Below are 15,540 nucleotides of genomic sequence, written 5' to 3' on the forward strand. Positions count from 1 at the left end.
TTTCCCCCGTGGCCGGCTGGTCCCGGCCGTACTCGACTCTCGGTGGGCGACGTCTGTCGCCCCCGCGATGTCGTCGAGGCTAGGAGAGCGAGGGTGCCGACGGCGTCCGCCGCGGAGCCGGAGACGTCGTCGACTTCGGGCGTCGGGAACGGCGTTCACGTAGACCGTGGACCGACGGCGGGGTCGTCCTGCGGTTGGCCCGGTCCCTGAGGGCGCTATCGCGTGGTGAAGGCACCGCCGTTGACGTGGATGGTCTGGCCGGTGATGTGCCGGGCGCCGGGCGAGGCGAGGAAGTGGGCCGTCTCGGCGATGTCGTCGACCGTGCCCGGGCGTTTGTCGTGCGTCTCCCCCACCAGCGACGCGTGGCGCTCGTCGGTCATCTGCCCCTGGAAGAAGTCGGTTCCGGCGATGTAGCCCGCGGAGATCACATTGACGGTGACCCCGCGGGGGCCGAGTTCGCCGGAGAGCGAGGCGCTCCACGCGGCCAGTGCCGCCTTCGCCGCGCCGTAGGAGCCGCCCCGGCGCTCGGCGCCGATCGACCCGATACTGAGGACCGTGCCGCCCGGGCCGAGCTTGTCCTGTACGGAGGCCGTGGTCAGCACCGCGCCGAGCAGGTTCTGGGCGAGGTTGGCCCGCCACTGCGCCAACACCCCTTCCAGGGGCGGGACATCGCCGGGTGTCGGGCCGGGCAGACCGCCGGCCGCGTTCACCAGGACGTCCAGCGCGTCGAACCGGGCGGCGAGTGCCGCGACCTGGCCGGGGTCGGTCGCGTCGCAGGTCACGCCGTGCACGCCCAGTTCCTTCGCCGCCCGTTCGACGGTGTCGGCGTGGCGGCCGGTGATGTACACCTCCGCCCGGTCGGCGGCGAACCGGGCCGCTACGGCACGGCCGATGCCGCTGGTTCCTCCTGTGACGAGCACGGTGCGGGTCAAGGGTTCCTCCTCCATGCCTCGCTGCTACGTTTAGACCTAAACATAGCCGATCCGATTCCGTGCGGAGGGATTCCACCGTGGCCGACAGCGGCGCCGTACCCGAAGAGCAGGTGCCCGAAGAGCAGGTGCCCGAAGAGCACGTGCCCTCCTACCCGCCCGCGGAGATCGCCGCGGCGTGGCGGCGGGAGCGGCCGGGCACGCCCACGGAGTCGATCGAGATCGTCACGCCCATCTGGTGGTTGGGGAAACTGTTCGCCGACGACCGCGGCCGGGTGCTGCGCGAGGCGGGCATCGACGCGGCGACGCTCGACCTGCTCTCCGTCATCCGCCGTTCCGGGCCGCCCTACTCGCTCAGCACCCGCGAGATCGCCCGGCGGACGCTGGTGACCGCCGGCGCGGTCTCGCAACGCGTCGCCCGGGCCGAACGGGACGGTCTGGTCCGGCGGGCGGCGGGAACCACCGGCCGCCGGTCCGTGGAGGTGTCGCTCACGGCCGACGGCCACGCGCTCATCGAACGGTCCGTGGACGCCGTCCTCGGCCGCGAGGCCACACTCGTCAGCGATCTGTCGGCGGACGAACGCGACCTGCTCATCGGGCTGTTGGAGAAGCTGATGACCGATGTACGGCGACGCACGGCTCAGTCGTGACGTGAGAGAGCCCAAGTCCCGGTCTCAGGAGATCGGTTCGATGACGACGCGCCGGTTCTCGCGGGCCGCCGAGAGGTCGTGGGTGCCGTCGGGGAGGATCTCCGGGCGTTTGGGTCGCGTCGCGCCGACGCCCCGTACGGTGAGCCGGTCCCGTGGGACGCCGAGCCGGACCAGCGCGTCGCGTACCGCCGCCGCCCGCTGGACGGACAGGGTGCGCCGGCCCGCCGCGGTGCCGTACGCGGCGGTGTGACCCGTCACGGTGTAGCGCCGGGCGCCGGGGGCGGCCCGGATCCGGTCGGCGACGTCCTGGAGCGTGGTCTCGGTCGACGGCAGCAGCCGGGCGCTCTCCGGGGCGAACAGCAGCGCGGCGGGGATCTCCCAACCGTCGTTCAGCGAGACGACTTTCGGCTCCGGGACGGTGTCCTGCGGCAGACCGGAACCATCGGTCCCGCCGGACGGCGTGGCGGTGGCCGCCGGTGCCGCGCGGTCGTCGAACTCGATGTCGTCCGCCGACACCCCGGACGCCGTCAGAAGGGCGCGCCACAGGGCGCGCAACTGCTCCACGTGGGCGGTGCCCAGCGGGACGCTGCTGCTGCCGAGGGACAGCCAGGTCACCCGCACCCCCTCCGGCAGCCGCGGCAGCGAGCCGCTCTCCCGGAGCTGGGCCACGAGGTCGTCGGGGGACACGTCGTACCCCGTGTCGGCCAGGTCCAGGGCACCGGCGGTGGAGATGCCGTCGGAGTCGATCACGATCCAGGAGGGGCGTTCCCGGGCCGCGGTGGCGAGGGCGGTCAGCAGATCGCTGCCCGGCTTCCGCGGGCGCAGGGCGCTCCCCCGGGCGTCGCGGCGGGCGCAGGCGACGGCGGCCGCCCGGACACGGTTCGCGAACGCCGAGCGGTTGTCCGGCAGCGGGTCGAGGCTGTAGCCGGCGACCGGATCACGGACGGCGTCCGTGCCGTCGACGGGGACGAACGTCACGCGCGCGTGCTCCTTCTGCGCCGCCGTCAGGGCGTCCGCCGCCCCCGGCGGGGCGATCTCGTGGGCACGGACGGACGCGGTGACGTCGCCGATCAGGGCGACCGTCTTCGCCGACGCGGGCTGCTCGGCGTTCCGTACGTCCGCGCACTGCTTTTCGTCCACGTGGTTCCGTACGGTCGTGTTGCCGCCGCCCTCGTCCTGGCAGCCGGCGAGCGCCAGCGCCATCAGCAGCGCCGCCGCCATGGCGGCCGTCCGGCGTGGTGTCGTCCTCTTCACTTCTCGCTCCCCCTACTGGTTCCACTCGTGTCCCGAATGTCCGGGCGGCCTCAGCGGACGACCAGTGGCCGCCCGGTCAGTGCGGCGAGGCTCGCCCCGAGGGCGAGCGCGACGTCCTCCGCGTCCCGGCCGTCGTAGACGCGCGGCGCGGGGCCGTGCGGCGGGTCCCAGCCGGGGACCCGGCCGAGGCCGGAGCGGTGGAAGGCGGGCATGCGGACCGCGCGCAGTCCGATGAGCGCCAAGTGGTCAGCGTCGCCGCCAGAGTTGTGGTCGGGCAGCCCGGTCAGCTCCCCCGTGCTCAGGACCACCAGCACGGTGTCCCGGTCGACGACGCACAGGGCCCCGACCGGCCCGGTCAGGGCGTCCAACGTCGACGCGGTGTGGCCGAGTTCGGGCCCGAGCGGAGCGGGCAGGGCGAACGGCCTTCCGACCGGGGCCGGTTCGAGGCGGACGCGGGCGGTCTCCGCGAAGTCCACCACGGCGAGTTCGTCGTCGTCCCGCAGCTCACCGCCGAGCCAGACGGCGAACGCGTCGAGTCCGGGCGCGGCGGCGGGGAGCGCGCGCAGGGACGACAGAGAGACGTCCAGCGCCACGACGAGACGCAGCGGCGGGCCGAACGGCTCGCCGCCGAGGCGGGCGCAGACGAGGCGGGCGGGGAGCGGGACCGCCGGCAGCTCCACGGACCGCGCTCCCGCCAGCCGCTTCGATCGCGCGAGACGGGGGTGCACCGCCAGCCGGGGAGCGCCGCCCGGGCTCACCGGTCGCTCCCGAAGCCGTCGTCAGGGGTTCGGGTGTCCTCCGTGCCGCCCGTGCCGCCCGCGCCGCCGGCGCCCTGGGGCGGGAGCGCCCGCGGCAGTTCTGCCTCCAGTCGTGCCCGCAGCGCCCGCGCGGCCCGCACATGGCGGAACGCCACCTCGGGGACGTCAAGCCCCGCGATGTGCAGTCCCGGATCACCGTCAGGGTGGGAGGAGGCGGAGAGGCCGCTGTCCTCCTCGCCCGACACGGGCGGCTTGTGCCGGGAGCGTTCGGCGAGGATGAGCGCGGCGGCCGCGGCCCGGCTGCCCACGGCCGTCACCATCAGGTCGTTCACGAGCCGGTCCAGCTCGATTCCCGCTTCCTCGTACGCCGTTCGGGCGTTCCGCCAGTCGCCGCGCAGGCGGTGCTCCCTGCTGTCGTCGGCGCGCACCTCCTTGTCCCGGGCCGTCTCCACCGCGTCGCGATTGCGCTCGCGTCCGAAGATCCGGGCGAGGAGGTCGGCCAGGAGCAGTCCGGCGAAGACGAGGGCGACCAGGGGCCCGCTGGGGCTGAGGTCCCCGAACGCGGTGAAGGCGGAGGAGCCGTCGAGCCTCTGGGCCGTGAGCAGGCAGGTCACCGCGATCAGGCCCAGGGCCACGAGCAGGGCGGCCGCCGGGCCGACGGGCGAGGGGCGGGGACGGGTCGCCCCGTCGCCGCCGGAGCTGCCGAGCCGCGCGGCGAACGGCCGGCACAGCGCGCCCGCCACCCGTACCGCCAGCACGCTGCTGACGGGGATCACGGCGGCCAGGGCGTAGCCGCGCAGATCGAGTCCGCCGGTCGCGTCGCCGAACGTGAAGGCGTTGAGCCAGAACAGGAACTCGGTGAGCACCAGGATCAGTTCGGTGACGATCAGCAGATGCCGGGGCAGGGTGAACAGCGCGGCCGGACTGCGGTCCGCGGCGCGTTCCTCGGCGGCGCGGGCGCGTTCGGCCTCGTACGCCGTCTCCCGCCGGATCGCGGGGCGCGGGTCCCTCGCCCAGATCCGGAAGGCGTCGTCGGCCGCGTGCCAGCGCCGGTGCTCGGCGAGCAGCGTCCGCTGGGCGTCCATCAGGGGGTCCGCGGCCGCGAGTTCGCCGACCGTGTCGGTGCTGACGACGGTGACGACGGCGAAGTACTCGCCGGGGGTGGGGCTTTCGGAGCGGACGGCGCGCTCCGCGGCGAGCAGTTCGGCCACCTGCTCGCTGCCGTCGGCGGTGTACGTCGGAACGGTGCGCCGGGGAAAGGTCGTCATCGGTGTCCCTTCGTCCCACCGGGCCCCTCGCCGGGCCGCGGTGGTTCCTCGTCGGGTCGGGCCGGCGGCGGCAGCGCCTTCAGGGCCTCGCCGAGTGCGTCGCCGGCCTGTCTCAGCGCGTCCTCGGTGTCCTCGGTGTCCCGCTTGTGGTGCTGTTCGAGGGCGAGCATCACCTCCCGTTGCCCGGCGGCACCGCGCGTCATCCACCGGGTCACGGCCTCGCGGTGCTCGTGGCGCAGCCGCTGGAGCTCGGTCGCCTCGGCGAGCAGCGCCGCACGGTACCGGGCGTCCTCGGGGTGCGCGCCGTCCTCGACGCCCTCGTCCGTGGCGGGCGGGACGTTGTCGAGCAGGACGGTGAGCGCCGTGAGGTGGTCCCCGGCCAGGGCCATACGGTGCGAGCGCGCCAAGTCGTCCCGGCAGCGCCGGGCCTGGACGCGCAGTTGCTCCACCTTCACCCGGAACACGGCGTCATCGGCGTCTTCCGTGTACGACCGCGCCTCGCCCAGTACGCCTGTGACGTGGGCGAGTTGGCGTTCCACGGCGGTGTGGACCCTGGCCCGTACGGCCGAGGCGTCGAGGCGCGGGACGGGTTCGAAGCCAGCGGAGTAGGAGGCGCGGGCTTCGTCGATGCGGGTCCTGAGGGAGTGCTCGACGGCCTTCTGATGGGCTCCCAGGGCCTCGTCGTAGGCGGCGGCCAGGGCGGGCAGCCCGGTGCCCGGGTCGTCCTCGACGAGGCCGCGGATCCAGTGCATGACGAAGCGGCCGGCCGCGGCGCCCACGACCGGCGCCACGAACAGGCCGACGCCGGAGAGTCCGAGCGCGGCGCCGACGATCATGCCGGCGTGGGCGCCGATCGCGGCGGACGCCGTGTCCTCCACGACGTGCTGGGCCGCCAGCCACATGTCGATCTCGCCTCGCCGCACCTTGCGGAACTCCCGGGCCGAGGAGAACAGCAGTCCGAAGAAGGGGATCCCGGAGTCGGTGATCGCGTGGAGCACGCCCGTGCCCATGTGTTCCAGGGCGTCCAGGCCGTGCTGGGCCGCGAGGTCGAGGTGGGCCGTCATGTCCTCGCCCAGCGGATGGTGGAGGAACTCCTCGAAGAGGGTCTTGCCGACACCGAGGGCCTGGTCGTGCAGGGCGCGGGAGACGAGTCCGCCCAGCGACACGTCCGCCTCGGCGCTGATGTGCAGCAGCCCTTTGACGGTGTCCACGAGGGTGGGCAGCGCCTGTTCCTGGAGGACGTCCCACGCATGGTCCAGGTAGTCGGTGTGTGCCACGACGTCGCGCAGATAGTGGACGGCCGCCTCGCCGGCGTGCGACAACTCGGCGTGCACGGCGTGCAGATCGCCGATGCCGGTCGCCATCAGCGTGCCGGACAGTTCGACGCCGTGCGGCTCGCCCCTGGCCGCCATGGCGAGCAACGCGCTTTCTACGGTGCTCAGTTTGACGCCCTGATCGAGGGTCTGCGAGAGCCATCGCCAGGCTCCCCCGGGGCGGCGAGGGTCGGCGTCCGGCGGGTCGGGGGGCGGGGGTTCGGGCAGGGCGCCGTGCAGCCGCCGTTCCAGGCCCGACGCGGCGGCGTCCTCGTAGCGCGCGAGCACGACGGCCTCGCGCAGTTCCACGACGACACCGGGGACGGGCCTGGCCGGATCCGGCGCCAGCGCCGCGACGCGGGCCGTCACCGACCGGCGGCGCTCGGCGTCCGGTTCGGCGCTGGAGGTTCGGGTGCGGGTTGCGAACGATGGTCGGAACGACGACGGCGGCATACGGAGCCTCCCGCCGGGGGTTTTTCAGGCGTGCCCGAGGCACGGACGGCTGCGCGCGAGGGCCCGCACCGTCGCACCGTGGCGTGGGAAGGACGCGGCGTCCGGAAGCCCCCCGTCATGCCCCCGCGCCGTGTGCTCACGCTACTGGCGGCGGTACGGGGCGAATTCCCGCCCGTGCGGGAGTTGTTCCGTCACGCCGGATACGGAATCGCCTCTCGGGCGGTGCGCAAGGCCCCCGCCCACCAGGCCAGTTGGTCGAGCATCGTCTTGGCGTAGCCGGGGGCGTCCGGGTCGACGGGACTGCCGTCCCGCCATTCCGTGTAGAGGAGGGGGAAGGCGAGGCCGTCGCGGATCGTCACGGCGTGCAGTTCGCTCAGCACGTTCTCCAGATGCAGCACCGCGTGACGGCCGCCCGCGGCACCGCCGTAGCTGACGAAGGCGACGGGCTTGGCCGCCCACTGGGTGAAGTGCCAGTCCACGGCGGCCTTCAGGGAGGCGGGGTAGCTGTGGTTGTACTCGGGTGTCACGACGAGGAAGGCGTCGGCGCGGGTCAGGGCCGCGGTCAGCGGGGCCATGCCGGCCGGGCGGGGGTAGTCGTCGCCCGCGTGTTTCGGGGACGCGTCGGGCAGCTCCAACGGGAGGTCGTAGTCGGCGAGATCGACGGTGTGGACCTCGAATCCCCCGTGGGCGACGGCCTGTTCGGCGGCCCAGGAGGCGACCGTCGGTCCGAACCGGTTCTCGCGGACGCTTCCGACGATGACGGCGAGGTTGTGTGCGCTCTTCATGACCTCCACGATCGGGCCGCGTCCCGGTCGCAGCCAGGCCGTGGTCAGGCTGGCCCTCGTGGGGCCACGCTGAGCCCGCGCCGCTCGCCCCGGCGGCCCATATCCTCGGGTCATGGGTACGCCGTTGGGGGATTTCATCAGGGCCAAGCGGGACAGCATCCAGCCCGAGTCGCTGGGACTGCCGGACCGCGGCCGCCGTCGTTCGCCGGGACTGCGGCGCATCGACCTCGCCGCCCGGGCGGGCATCAGCGTGGAGTATCTGACGCGCATCGAGCAGGGGCGGGACCGCAACCCGTCGATCGCGGTGGTGCACGCGCTGGCCGACGCGCTGAGTCTCGACGCCGCCGAGCGCGACCATCTGCGCCACCTCACGAAGATCACCGGCGGTGAGTGTTCCGCCCTCGGCCGCGGGCCGGAGCCGCCGGGCCGGGACGTGCGTCCGGAGGTGCTGGAGACGCTGCGTCTGCTGGAGCCGGGCCTCGCCCTGGTGACCAACCGGCTGGGTGATGTGCTGGCCCGGACCGACGCGTTCGAGGTGGTGCTGGCCGACACCGGTCTGTTCGACACCGACCGCCCCAACCTCACCCGGTACGTCTTCACCGACCCGCGCGCCCGTGCGCTCTTCCCCGACTGGGACGACGTCGCCGACGAGCGGGTGTTCGGCCTGTGGCACGGCCCCGCCGTCGAGAACTTCGCCTGGTTCACGGCGGAGTTGGCGGCCGTCGCGGGGCCCGGCTTCACCCGGCGCGTGAACCGGCACGCCGTACCGCGCGACCAGGTCCTCCGCCTCGACCACCCGACCGGATGCCGGCTCCTGCTGCACCGCGAGACCCTTGAACTGACGTCGGACGCACAGCAGTTGGTGGTCCATCTGGCGGCGGACGCGGAGACGGCCGAGGCCGTCGACCGTCTCCGCCGCCGCGCGCACGGCGGGCTCAGCGCCGTGTCGTAGGGTGCGGGACGGCGGCCCCGGCGTCGGCCCGGGAAGGCCGTGGCGGAAGTTCGAGGCCCAGGTTCTCGCGCAGGGTCGTCCCCGTGTAGTCGGGGGCGACGATCTTCCGCCTGCGCAGTTCGTGGAGGAGGCCGTTGACGATGAAGTCGTGCTGGCGCGGGTCGGCGAGGCCGCTGAGCGAGATCACGTCCAGCACGCCCGCCCGGAACCGTTCCTCCACCGCGTCGGCGAGCTGCTCGGGGGTTCCCGAGGCGGCCCAGTGTCCCGTTTCCTGGGCGGCGACGACGAGTTCGCGCAGCGTGTAGCCCTGCCGGACGTACCCGGCGAAGATGTCGACCCGGCCACGGCGCCGGTTCACCGAGGTGATCTCCGGCAACAGGCTCTCCGGCAGCGGCTTGTCGAGCGGCAGGTCCGACAGGTCGACGCCGCCGCCGAGCATGTCGGCGACCTGGTGACGGCCGCGCTCGAAGTCGATGGCTTCGCGCCGCTCACGCACCAGCCGCCGCGCCTCCTCCTCCGTCGCGCCGAACGTGGCGTGGAACGAGCTGAAGATCAGCGGCAGTCCGTCCGCCCGGCCGAACTCCTGCGCCTGGCCGCGGATCTTCCGCGTGAAGTCGAGGGCGTGGTCGAGCGTCGGGAGCGAGGTGAAGACGATCTCCGCGTAGCGGGCGCCCAGCGCGGTGCCCGCCTCGGACTGTCCCGCCTGGATCTGCACCGGGCGACGCTGCGGCAGGGGCGGGATGTTGAGCGGTCCGGCGACGTCGAAGAACCGGCCGGAGTGGTGGATCGGGTGCACCCGGTCGCGGTGCAGCACCGCCTTCCCGTCGGCGCCGACGGTCAGCGCGTCGGGCTGCCAACTGTCCCACAGCGCGTTGACCACCTCCAGCGTCTCGGCGGCGCGCGCGTAGCGCTCTTCGGGGCTGGGGAGTTCACCGTTTCCGTAGTTCTCCTCGCCGATCGAGGAGGTCACGAGGTTCCAGGCCGCCCGCCCGTTGCTCACATGGTCGAGGGTGCCGAACAACCGGGCCAGGTTGAAGGGGTGGTGGAAGGTCGACGACACGGTGGCGATCAGGCCGATCCGTGAGGTCACCTGGCTCAACGCCGAGACGAGGACCAGGGGTTCCTGCGAGCCGATCGCGCCCTGGGCGTCGAAGCGCAGCAGATCGGCGGTGAACAGGGCGTCGATGCGCGCCGCCTCGGCGAGCTTCGCGACCCGTACGGCGGTGTCGAGGGTGGACCGGGTGGGGTCGACCGCGAGGTCGTAGGTCTCCGACGTGCCGCCGGCTCCGGTCACGGTCCTCAGCGTCCTGGGCTGCTTCACGCTCACAACTCGTCCTTTTCTCAAGGGTGTCGGTGTCGTCCCGGGTCGACCGCCCGCGCGGACACGGTCACGCGCGGCGGGACGTGCGGGACATACGGGACCTGACGGATCCCGTGCGGGACCGCCAGAGAAAGCCGGAACAGTCGGGTCAGCGACAGAGCGCGGTGTGGGTCCGGCACAGATCGACGTGCCGGCGCCTGGTCCACCCGGGAGACAGGGCCGCGGAGAGGGCCGGCCGGACGGGTGCTGTCCCCACCGTGGCTCCCCTCCGGATCGGCGGCGGCGCGGGCGTGAGTGCCGCGGCGCGCGTCAAGCGCACCCATGATCTCCCGCCGCCGCGACCGCGGCAAGGCCGCCCGCTCCCCAAACAAGACGGCGACGGCCGTCACGCCGGACGTCAGACGGGAATGCGCACCGTCTCCACCCACTTCGGCGGCTCGGGTGCGGCCGGGCCGATCAGGGCGGCGATCAGACGGCAGGGGAGGTTTCCCTCGGGCCAGGGCGTGAATCCGTCGGTGAGGACGACGACGATGCCCGGGCGTTCGGGGGCCGCGAGGGCGGCGGCGATACCGACGCGCATGTCGGTGCCGCCACCGCCGCCCAGGGTGATCTGCTCGGTGGCCACCACGCGGGACACGGCGTGCACGTCGGCGTCGCAGGCGAGGACGGTCACGCGGTTGCCCCGGATGCCCACTTCGCGCAGGACGCCCGTCACCTCGCCCAGGGCGGCGGCCAGTTCGGCGTCGCCCATCGATCCTGAGGTGTCGATGACGACGGCCACCCGCGGCAACGGGCGGCGCAGGCTGGGCAGGACGACCCCGCGCAGCGCCGGTGTGCGGCGCGAGGGGCGGCGGTAGGTGTAGTCGACGGCGCCTGCGGCCCACGCGGCGGCCTCGCGGACCGCGCCGGTCAGGGCGCGCCGCCAGTCCACCGTGGGTTCCAGGACCTCCTCGGCCCAACGCCGCCAGCCCTCGGGGAGGTTGCCCCGGGTGCGCTGATGGGCGCGCATCGCCTCGGCGGTCTGTCTCCGCAGGGCCTGTGCCTCGACCTCGCCGAGCCGTGCGGGGCCCGCGGAGTCGGGGAGTTCCCAGGGCTCGGGCCGTCCGTGGGCGCCCGAGCCGCAGTCCGGCGTCGTCACCCCGGCCGGGAGCAGGTCGACGTACGCCTCGAACAACTGGCCCTCGACCAGGCCGAATCGGCCGGGTTCCATGCGTCCTTCGGGCAGCCGCAGGCCGTCGGCGAGGAGATCGTCGTTGATCTCGCAGTCCTGGGCGACGTTGACGCGGTACGGGTCGCGCTGGACGGCGGCGGGGAGCCGGTCCGCCCGGCCATGGTGGTCGCGCAGCAGGTGCGCCGCCTCGTGCACCCACACGCCCGCCAGTTCGGGCACGGGCGTCGCGTCGACGAAGGCGGGCGACACGTAGCAGCGCCAGTGCCGGTCCACGCCCATCGTCGGCACCTCGGTGCTGGGGACGACGGTCAGGGCGTACAGCGCCGACGCCAGGTAGGGCCGGTCCTGCGCGGCTTTGTAGCGGGCGGCGAGCAGTTTGGTGCGGTCCAGGGCGCGGCCGGCCTCCCCGGCCGGCCCCGGACGGGTCACCGTGGGCCGCCCGGCAGGGCTCCGGACATCTGGAGCAGACCGAGGAAGCCGTCGATGCCGGGCGGGACGGGCCAGTCGAGCCGGCGCATCGCCGCGAGGTCGGTGGCGGCCCGGGCGGCCACGTCGGGCACGCCCGCGTCGACCGCCTTGGCCAGGACGGCCCAGCCGGCCTCCCAGCGGGGGCGGGTGAGGTCGCTCTGGATGGCGGCGACCACCGCGATGAGGAACGCGAGCTGCCGGTCGCCGCGGTCGGGCAGCGCGAAGGCGTCCGGGTCGGCGAGGACCCGGTCGGGGTCGGGCAGGTCGAGGTGTTCGAGGTACGACAGCAGCTCGATGCCCGCGCCGTCCCCGACCGCGCCGGTGAGCGCGGCGGCCAGCGCCTCGCGGCCGGCCCCGGCCGCGTATCCGGCGGCGAGCAGCCTGAGCGCCATCTCCCAGGTGCGCGGGGACGGCCAGGACCGGCCGCGGCTCTCGGCGTCGGCGGGGATGTGGTGGACCAGGCCGGGGCGGGCCGTGAGGAAGCCGGAGATCGCGCCGCGGGCGCGGGCGACCGCACCGGGCACCTTGCCGGCGTCGACCACGGGGACGGTCACCTCCGGCCAGGTGCCGGCCATGCCGCGGGCGACCGTGCGGGGGTCGTGGGTCCAGTCGAGGTGGACGAACCGGTTGGCGAGCGGCGGGCTGAGGTGCCAGCCGTCCGCGGCGCTGGAGGGCGGGTTGGCGGCGGCGACGATCCGGACCGCCTCCGGCAGCACCAGGCTGCCGACCCGGCGTTCGAGGACCACCCGCAGCAGGGCCGCCTGCACGGCGGGCGGGGCGGAGGACAGCTCGTCGAAGAAGAGCAGGCCCTGTCCGGCCCGGGCGAGGCGGACCGCCCAGTCCGGCGGCGCCATCGGCACCCCGGTCACGGCCGGGTCGTCGCCGACGACGGGCAGTCCGGCGAAGTCGGACGGCTCGTGCACGCTGGCGATGACGGTCTCCAGCGGCAGCCCGAGTCCGGCGGCGAGCTGCTCCAGGCCGGCCGACTTGCCGATGCCCGGCTCGCCCCACAGCAGGACGGGCTGATTGGCCGTCACGGCGAGGGCGAGCGCCTCCAGTTGGGGGTTGGCGGCGGGCTCGGTCCGATGGGTGCGCAGCCTGCGGTTGAGGTCGTCCGCGGCGGCCAGCGGGCCGGGCGGCGCGGTGGCGGCGGTACGGGGCGTGCTCAAGAGGTCGGCTCTTCCTCGTCGTCGGACTCGTAAGCGTCGTCGGGCTCATCGGCGTCGTCGGGGTCGTCGGGCTCGTCCGTGTCGTACGCCTCCGGCTCCTCCTCCATCCACCGGTCCCACCAGTCGGCGCCGATGCCCGGGTGTTCCGCCTGGACGCGCTTGCGGAGGAAGGCCAGGTCGGGCCGTTTGTAGCGGCGGACGATCTGGGCGAGCGACAGTTCCGTGTCGTCGGTGACGTCGAGCCGGGCGCCCGCGGCGACGAGCGCCTGGACCAGGGCCTTCGAGCCGAGGTCGTTGGCCGCCACGAACAGCGGTGTGCGGCCCCGCTGGTCGCATGCCTCCAGGTCCAGCCCTTCGGCCAGCAGCCGCGGGAGCAGCGCCTCGTGGTCGAGGAGGTTCAGTACGTGCAGCAGGGTGCGGCCGTGCGCGTCCCGCACCCGGGGATCGACGCCCGCGTCCAGGAGTTCCAGCACGCCGGCGGTGTCGCCGTGCTGGGCGCGCAGGAACAGGTCGGCGCGCTGGGCGCGCAGCGCCTTGGGCAGCCGGCCCGCTCCGGAGGTCCAGGTCTGCTCCACGGCGAAGCATCCGGCGACCTCTCCGCCGAAGGCGCGCAGGGCGCGTTCGCGCTGCTGTTCCTCGTCGCTGTGCGGCATCCGCAGCAGGCCGCCGGGCCGGAAGGCCACCTCGTGCCACTCCCCGCGGCACCGGACCCGCACGGGTGCGGGGGCCGCGGGTCCCGGCGGTCCGGCCGGTCCCTGGGGGGCGGCGAGGGCGGGGAACAGCGCCTCGCGGACGAGCGGATGCAGATGCTCCGGTACGACGCCGCCGACGCGCAGCAGATCCAGGTCGGGGAGGCGGCGCCACAGGGCCTCGGGGAGGAAGGGCACCCCGTCGACGCCCTTGCGGTCGACCGGGCGCAGCCGCAGTCCGCCGGTGCTCGCGGGCTCCACCAGGAGGGAGGTGCGCCAGTCGGCGGCGATCAGACAGCGGTCGACGAGACCCTCGGCCGCGCGGCGGCGCAGTTCCGGTTCCAGGCGGGTGTGGTTCAGGGCGAGTCCGGCGATCAGCCGCTCGGGGTCGGCCCGGTACCAGCCGGACGTCTCCGGCGGGGTCAGGTCGGCCTCGATGCCGGCGGCGGCGAGGGCGGCCGGGGACTCGCCCCGCTGGTGCAGCAGGGTGGTCCATTCGGCGCGGGCCACGGGGTCGCCGTCGCCGGGGTCGGCGTCGGGCAGTTCGGCCGCGTCGCGCGGGGTGCCGTCGGCGTGGAAGAACGGCGGGCGCTCGTGGTCGCCGCCGCTCCGCTCGCGCAGTTCGGCGGTGTGCCGGGCGTCCCACAGGTGCCGGGCGGAGCGCCAGTCCTGGGTGGTGCGCGCGAAGACTCCGGCGGCCTGCTCTTCCTGGACCGTCTCGAACCGCAGGGCGATCCGCTGCGGGCCCTCGGTCATCGCGGGCGTGGTGAGGTGAAGGTAGGGGACGGCCCGGGGGCCCTCGCCCGGTCGCGCGGGCTGGTAGCGGGCGAGGACGACCGTGAGGTCGGTGGCGAGGGTGGTGCGTCCGCCGAGGACGCGCGGCAGATGCCAGCGCAGCAGATCGGGGGCGAGGTGGCGGAGGTCGTCGGTGAGGCGTTCGGCGATGTCGTCGCCGCAGTGGTCGGCGATCTCGGACAGGTCGAAGGTGATGTCGACGTTCGCCGCCGCGCAGGCGCCGCGCCAGTCACCGGCCAGCCTGCGTTCGGTCGCGTGCTCGATCATCCGGCGGGGCACCGCGTAGCGGCGGATCCGGCGGCGGCTCGCCGCCTCGTCGGGCGGCAGCCACGGCGCTTCGGCAGGGGTGCTCACCGGTAGACGCTCCCTATCGCGCGCAGGTCGGGGTGTGTGCCGGCGGTGGCGCGCAGCCGCTGGGTGAAGGACCGCTTCACCTTGCGGGGCAGGCCGGGGCCGAGGCCGACGTACTCCAGGGGCGAGCCGTCGGGGACGGCGGCCAGCAGGGTCTTCGCGCCGCGCCCGGTGAGTCCGGTGTGGCACAGCTCCAGGCGGCGCAGCGGGCTGCCGGGGAGGGCGGCGGCCAGGGCGTGGGCGCCTTCGTCGCCGGTGGTGTTGGCGGGGGCGCCGAGGCTGCGTTCGGACAGGGGCCGGCCCAGGTCGAGGGCCTCGATCCCGGCGAGCGATCCGGCGAGGGCGCGGGCGCCGGCGGGGCCGATGCCGTTGCCGCCGAGGCCGAGGCGTACGGGGCGGGCGGGGTCGGCCGCGGCGGCGAGGATCGCGGCGCCCTCGTCGCCCAGGTGGTTGGCGGGGAGGTACAGCTCGCGCACGCCCGCGTCCCGGATCAGGGCGGCGAGCAGCGGGGCGGCGTCGGCGGTGAGGCCGTTGCCGCCGACGAAGAGGCGTTCCACCGGACGGGGCCGGGCGGTGAGGGCGTCGAGCAGGGCTGCCAGACCGTCGGTGGTCAGCCCGGTGTTGACGAGGTCGAGGGTGCGCAGCGCGGTGTTGCGGCGGAGCGCCGCGGCGAGGGCGCGGGCGGCGGCGTCGCCGGCCGGGTTGCGCTTGAGCCACAGGGCGCGGACGGTGTCGTCGCCGGTCAGCGCGTCGGCGAGGGCGGTGACGCCGTCGGGGCCGATGCGGTTGCAGCCGAGGTACAGGGTGTGGAGGCCGTGTCCGCCGGTGAGGGCGTCGGCGACCGCGCGGGCGCCGTCGTCACCGATGGTGTTGGTGCCGAGCAGGAGGTGTGTGGCGTGGGCGGAGGCGGCGGCGACGGGCAGCAGCCGTGCGGCGCCGGCCGTGCCGAGGCCCTGCTTGCACAGGTCGACGCGGCCGTCGGCGCGCAGGGTGCCGACGGGGAAGCTCTCGTCCGTCCCGGCCGGCCGTGCCGATCGCAGCCGGTCGAGCAGCGGCTCCAGTGCGGCGGGGTCGCCGACCGGGATGTCCGGGTGCTCGATCGCGGGGCAGCGTACGGGTGTCGGCTGCGTCATCACCACTCCACCGGTCCGTCGCCGGTGCCAGGCCCGCCGAGGGCGGCTCGCCCTCCGCCCGCCCAGGACCGACGCCCATCG

At 74.6% G+C, this 15,540-nt stretch carries 13 protein-coding genes; 2 read left to right on the forward strand and 11 right to left on the reverse strand.

Annotation, left to right across the window (positions count from 1 at the left end; genetic code table 11):
* Window positions 1-215: 215 nt before the first annotated feature.
* Window positions 216-932 (reverse strand): SDR family NAD(P)-dependent oxidoreductase, encoded by a 717-nt coding sequence (locus G6W55_RS00480; protein WP_030782371.1) that lies wholly within the window; start codon window positions 930-932, stop codon window positions 216-218.
* A 110-nt stretch (window positions 933-1,042) separates the two neighbouring features.
* Here G6W55_RS00480 and G6W55_RS00485 point away from each other — a divergent pair, with 110 nt between their 5' ends.
* Window positions 1,043-1,579 carry a MarR family transcriptional regulator gene (locus G6W55_RS00485; RefSeq protein WP_175519142.1) on the forward strand — a complete coding sequence of 179 codons (537 nt, stop codon included), beginning with the start codon at window positions 1,043-1,045 and terminating at the stop codon, window positions 1,577-1,579.
* A 24-nt stretch (window positions 1,580-1,603) separates the two neighbouring features.
* Here the strand turns inward: G6W55_RS00485 and G6W55_RS00490 are convergent, their stop codons facing one another.
* The 5 genes from G6W55_RS00490 to G6W55_RS00510 all read right to left on the reverse strand — a co-directional run bounded on the left by G6W55_RS00490 (window position 1,604) and on the right by G6W55_RS00510 (window position 7,410).
* Window positions 1,604-2,833: an OmpA family protein gene (locus tag G6W55_RS00490; RefSeq protein ID WP_175518709.1), complete on the reverse strand. Its 1,230-nt coding sequence runs from the start codon at window positions 2,831-2,833 to the stop codon at window positions 1,604-1,606.
* A gap of 50 nt (window positions 2,834-2,883) precedes the next feature.
* On the reverse strand, window positions 2,884-3,513 hold the full coding sequence (locus tag G6W55_RS00495; protein WP_175518710.1) for a hypothetical protein: 630 nt from the start codon (window positions 3,511-3,513) through the stop codon (window positions 2,884-2,886).
* Between the two features lie 74 nt (window positions 3,514-3,587).
* Complete coding sequence (locus G6W55_RS00500) at window positions 3,588-4,859, reverse strand: hypothetical protein (protein ID WP_175518711.1); 1,272 nt, start codon at window positions 4,857-4,859, stop codon at window positions 3,588-3,590.
* Entirely contained in the window at window positions 4,856-6,541 is a 1,686-nt protein-coding gene (locus G6W55_RS00505) for a hypothetical protein (RefSeq protein WP_175518712.1), read from the reverse strand. The genes G6W55_RS00500 and G6W55_RS00505 overlap by 4 nt, the downstream gene beginning before the upstream one ends.
* Before the next feature lie 275 nt (window positions 6,542-6,816).
* Complete coding sequence (locus tag G6W55_RS00510) at window positions 6,817-7,410, reverse strand: NADPH-dependent FMN reductase (protein ID WP_175518713.1); 594 nt, start codon at window positions 7,408-7,410, stop codon at window positions 6,817-6,819.
* 112 nt (window positions 7,411-7,522) lie between these two features.
* Between G6W55_RS00510 and G6W55_RS00515 the strand changes: the two genes are divergently transcribed.
* Window positions 7,523-8,362 carry a helix-turn-helix domain-containing protein gene (locus G6W55_RS00515; RefSeq protein ID WP_175518714.1) on the forward strand — a complete coding sequence of 280 codons (840 nt, stop codon included), beginning with the start codon at window positions 7,523-7,525 and terminating at the stop codon, window positions 8,360-8,362.
* Here the strand turns inward: G6W55_RS00515 and G6W55_RS00520 are convergent.
* The 5 genes from G6W55_RS00520 to G6W55_RS00540 all read right to left on the reverse strand — a co-directional run bounded on the left by G6W55_RS00520 (window position 8,346) and on the right by G6W55_RS00540 (window position 15,459).
* Window positions 8,346-9,683, reverse strand: coding sequence for an NtaA/DmoA family FMN-dependent monooxygenase (locus G6W55_RS00520; protein WP_309243584.1), 1,338 nt, complete (start codon window positions 9,681-9,683; stop codon window positions 8,346-8,348). The genes G6W55_RS00515 and G6W55_RS00520 overlap by 17 nt on opposite strands.
* Window positions 9,684-10,080: 397 nt before the next feature.
* Window positions 10,081-11,283, reverse strand: coding sequence for a VWA-like domain-containing protein (locus G6W55_RS00525; RefSeq protein WP_175518716.1), 1,203 nt, complete (start codon window positions 11,281-11,283; stop codon window positions 10,081-10,083).
* Window positions 11,280-12,491 (reverse strand): AAA family ATPase, encoded by a 1,212-nt coding sequence (locus G6W55_RS00530; protein ID WP_175518717.1) that lies wholly within the window; start codon window positions 12,489-12,491, stop codon window positions 11,280-11,282. The genes G6W55_RS00525 and G6W55_RS00530 overlap by 4 nt, the downstream gene beginning before the upstream one ends.
* A complete protein-coding gene (locus G6W55_RS00535; protein ID WP_175518718.1) occupies window positions 12,488-14,329 on the reverse strand; it encodes an ankyrin repeat domain-containing protein in 1,842 nt (613 codons plus the stop codon). Before G6W55_RS00535 ends, G6W55_RS00530 begins: the two co-directional genes overlap by 4 nt.
* Complete coding sequence (locus G6W55_RS00540; RefSeq protein ID WP_175518719.1) at window positions 14,326-15,459, reverse strand: gala protein; 1,134 nt, start codon at window positions 15,457-15,459, stop codon at window positions 14,326-14,328. The genes G6W55_RS00535 and G6W55_RS00540 overlap by 4 nt, the downstream gene beginning before the upstream one ends.
* Window positions 15,460-15,540: the final 81 nt, after the last annotated feature.

It is taken from the genome of Streptomyces sp. CAI-85, assembly GCF_013363615.1.
In the GTDB taxonomy this organism is placed as follows: domain Bacteria; phylum Actinomycetota; class Actinomycetes; order Streptomycetales; family Streptomycetaceae; genus Streptomyces; species Streptomyces antibioticus_B.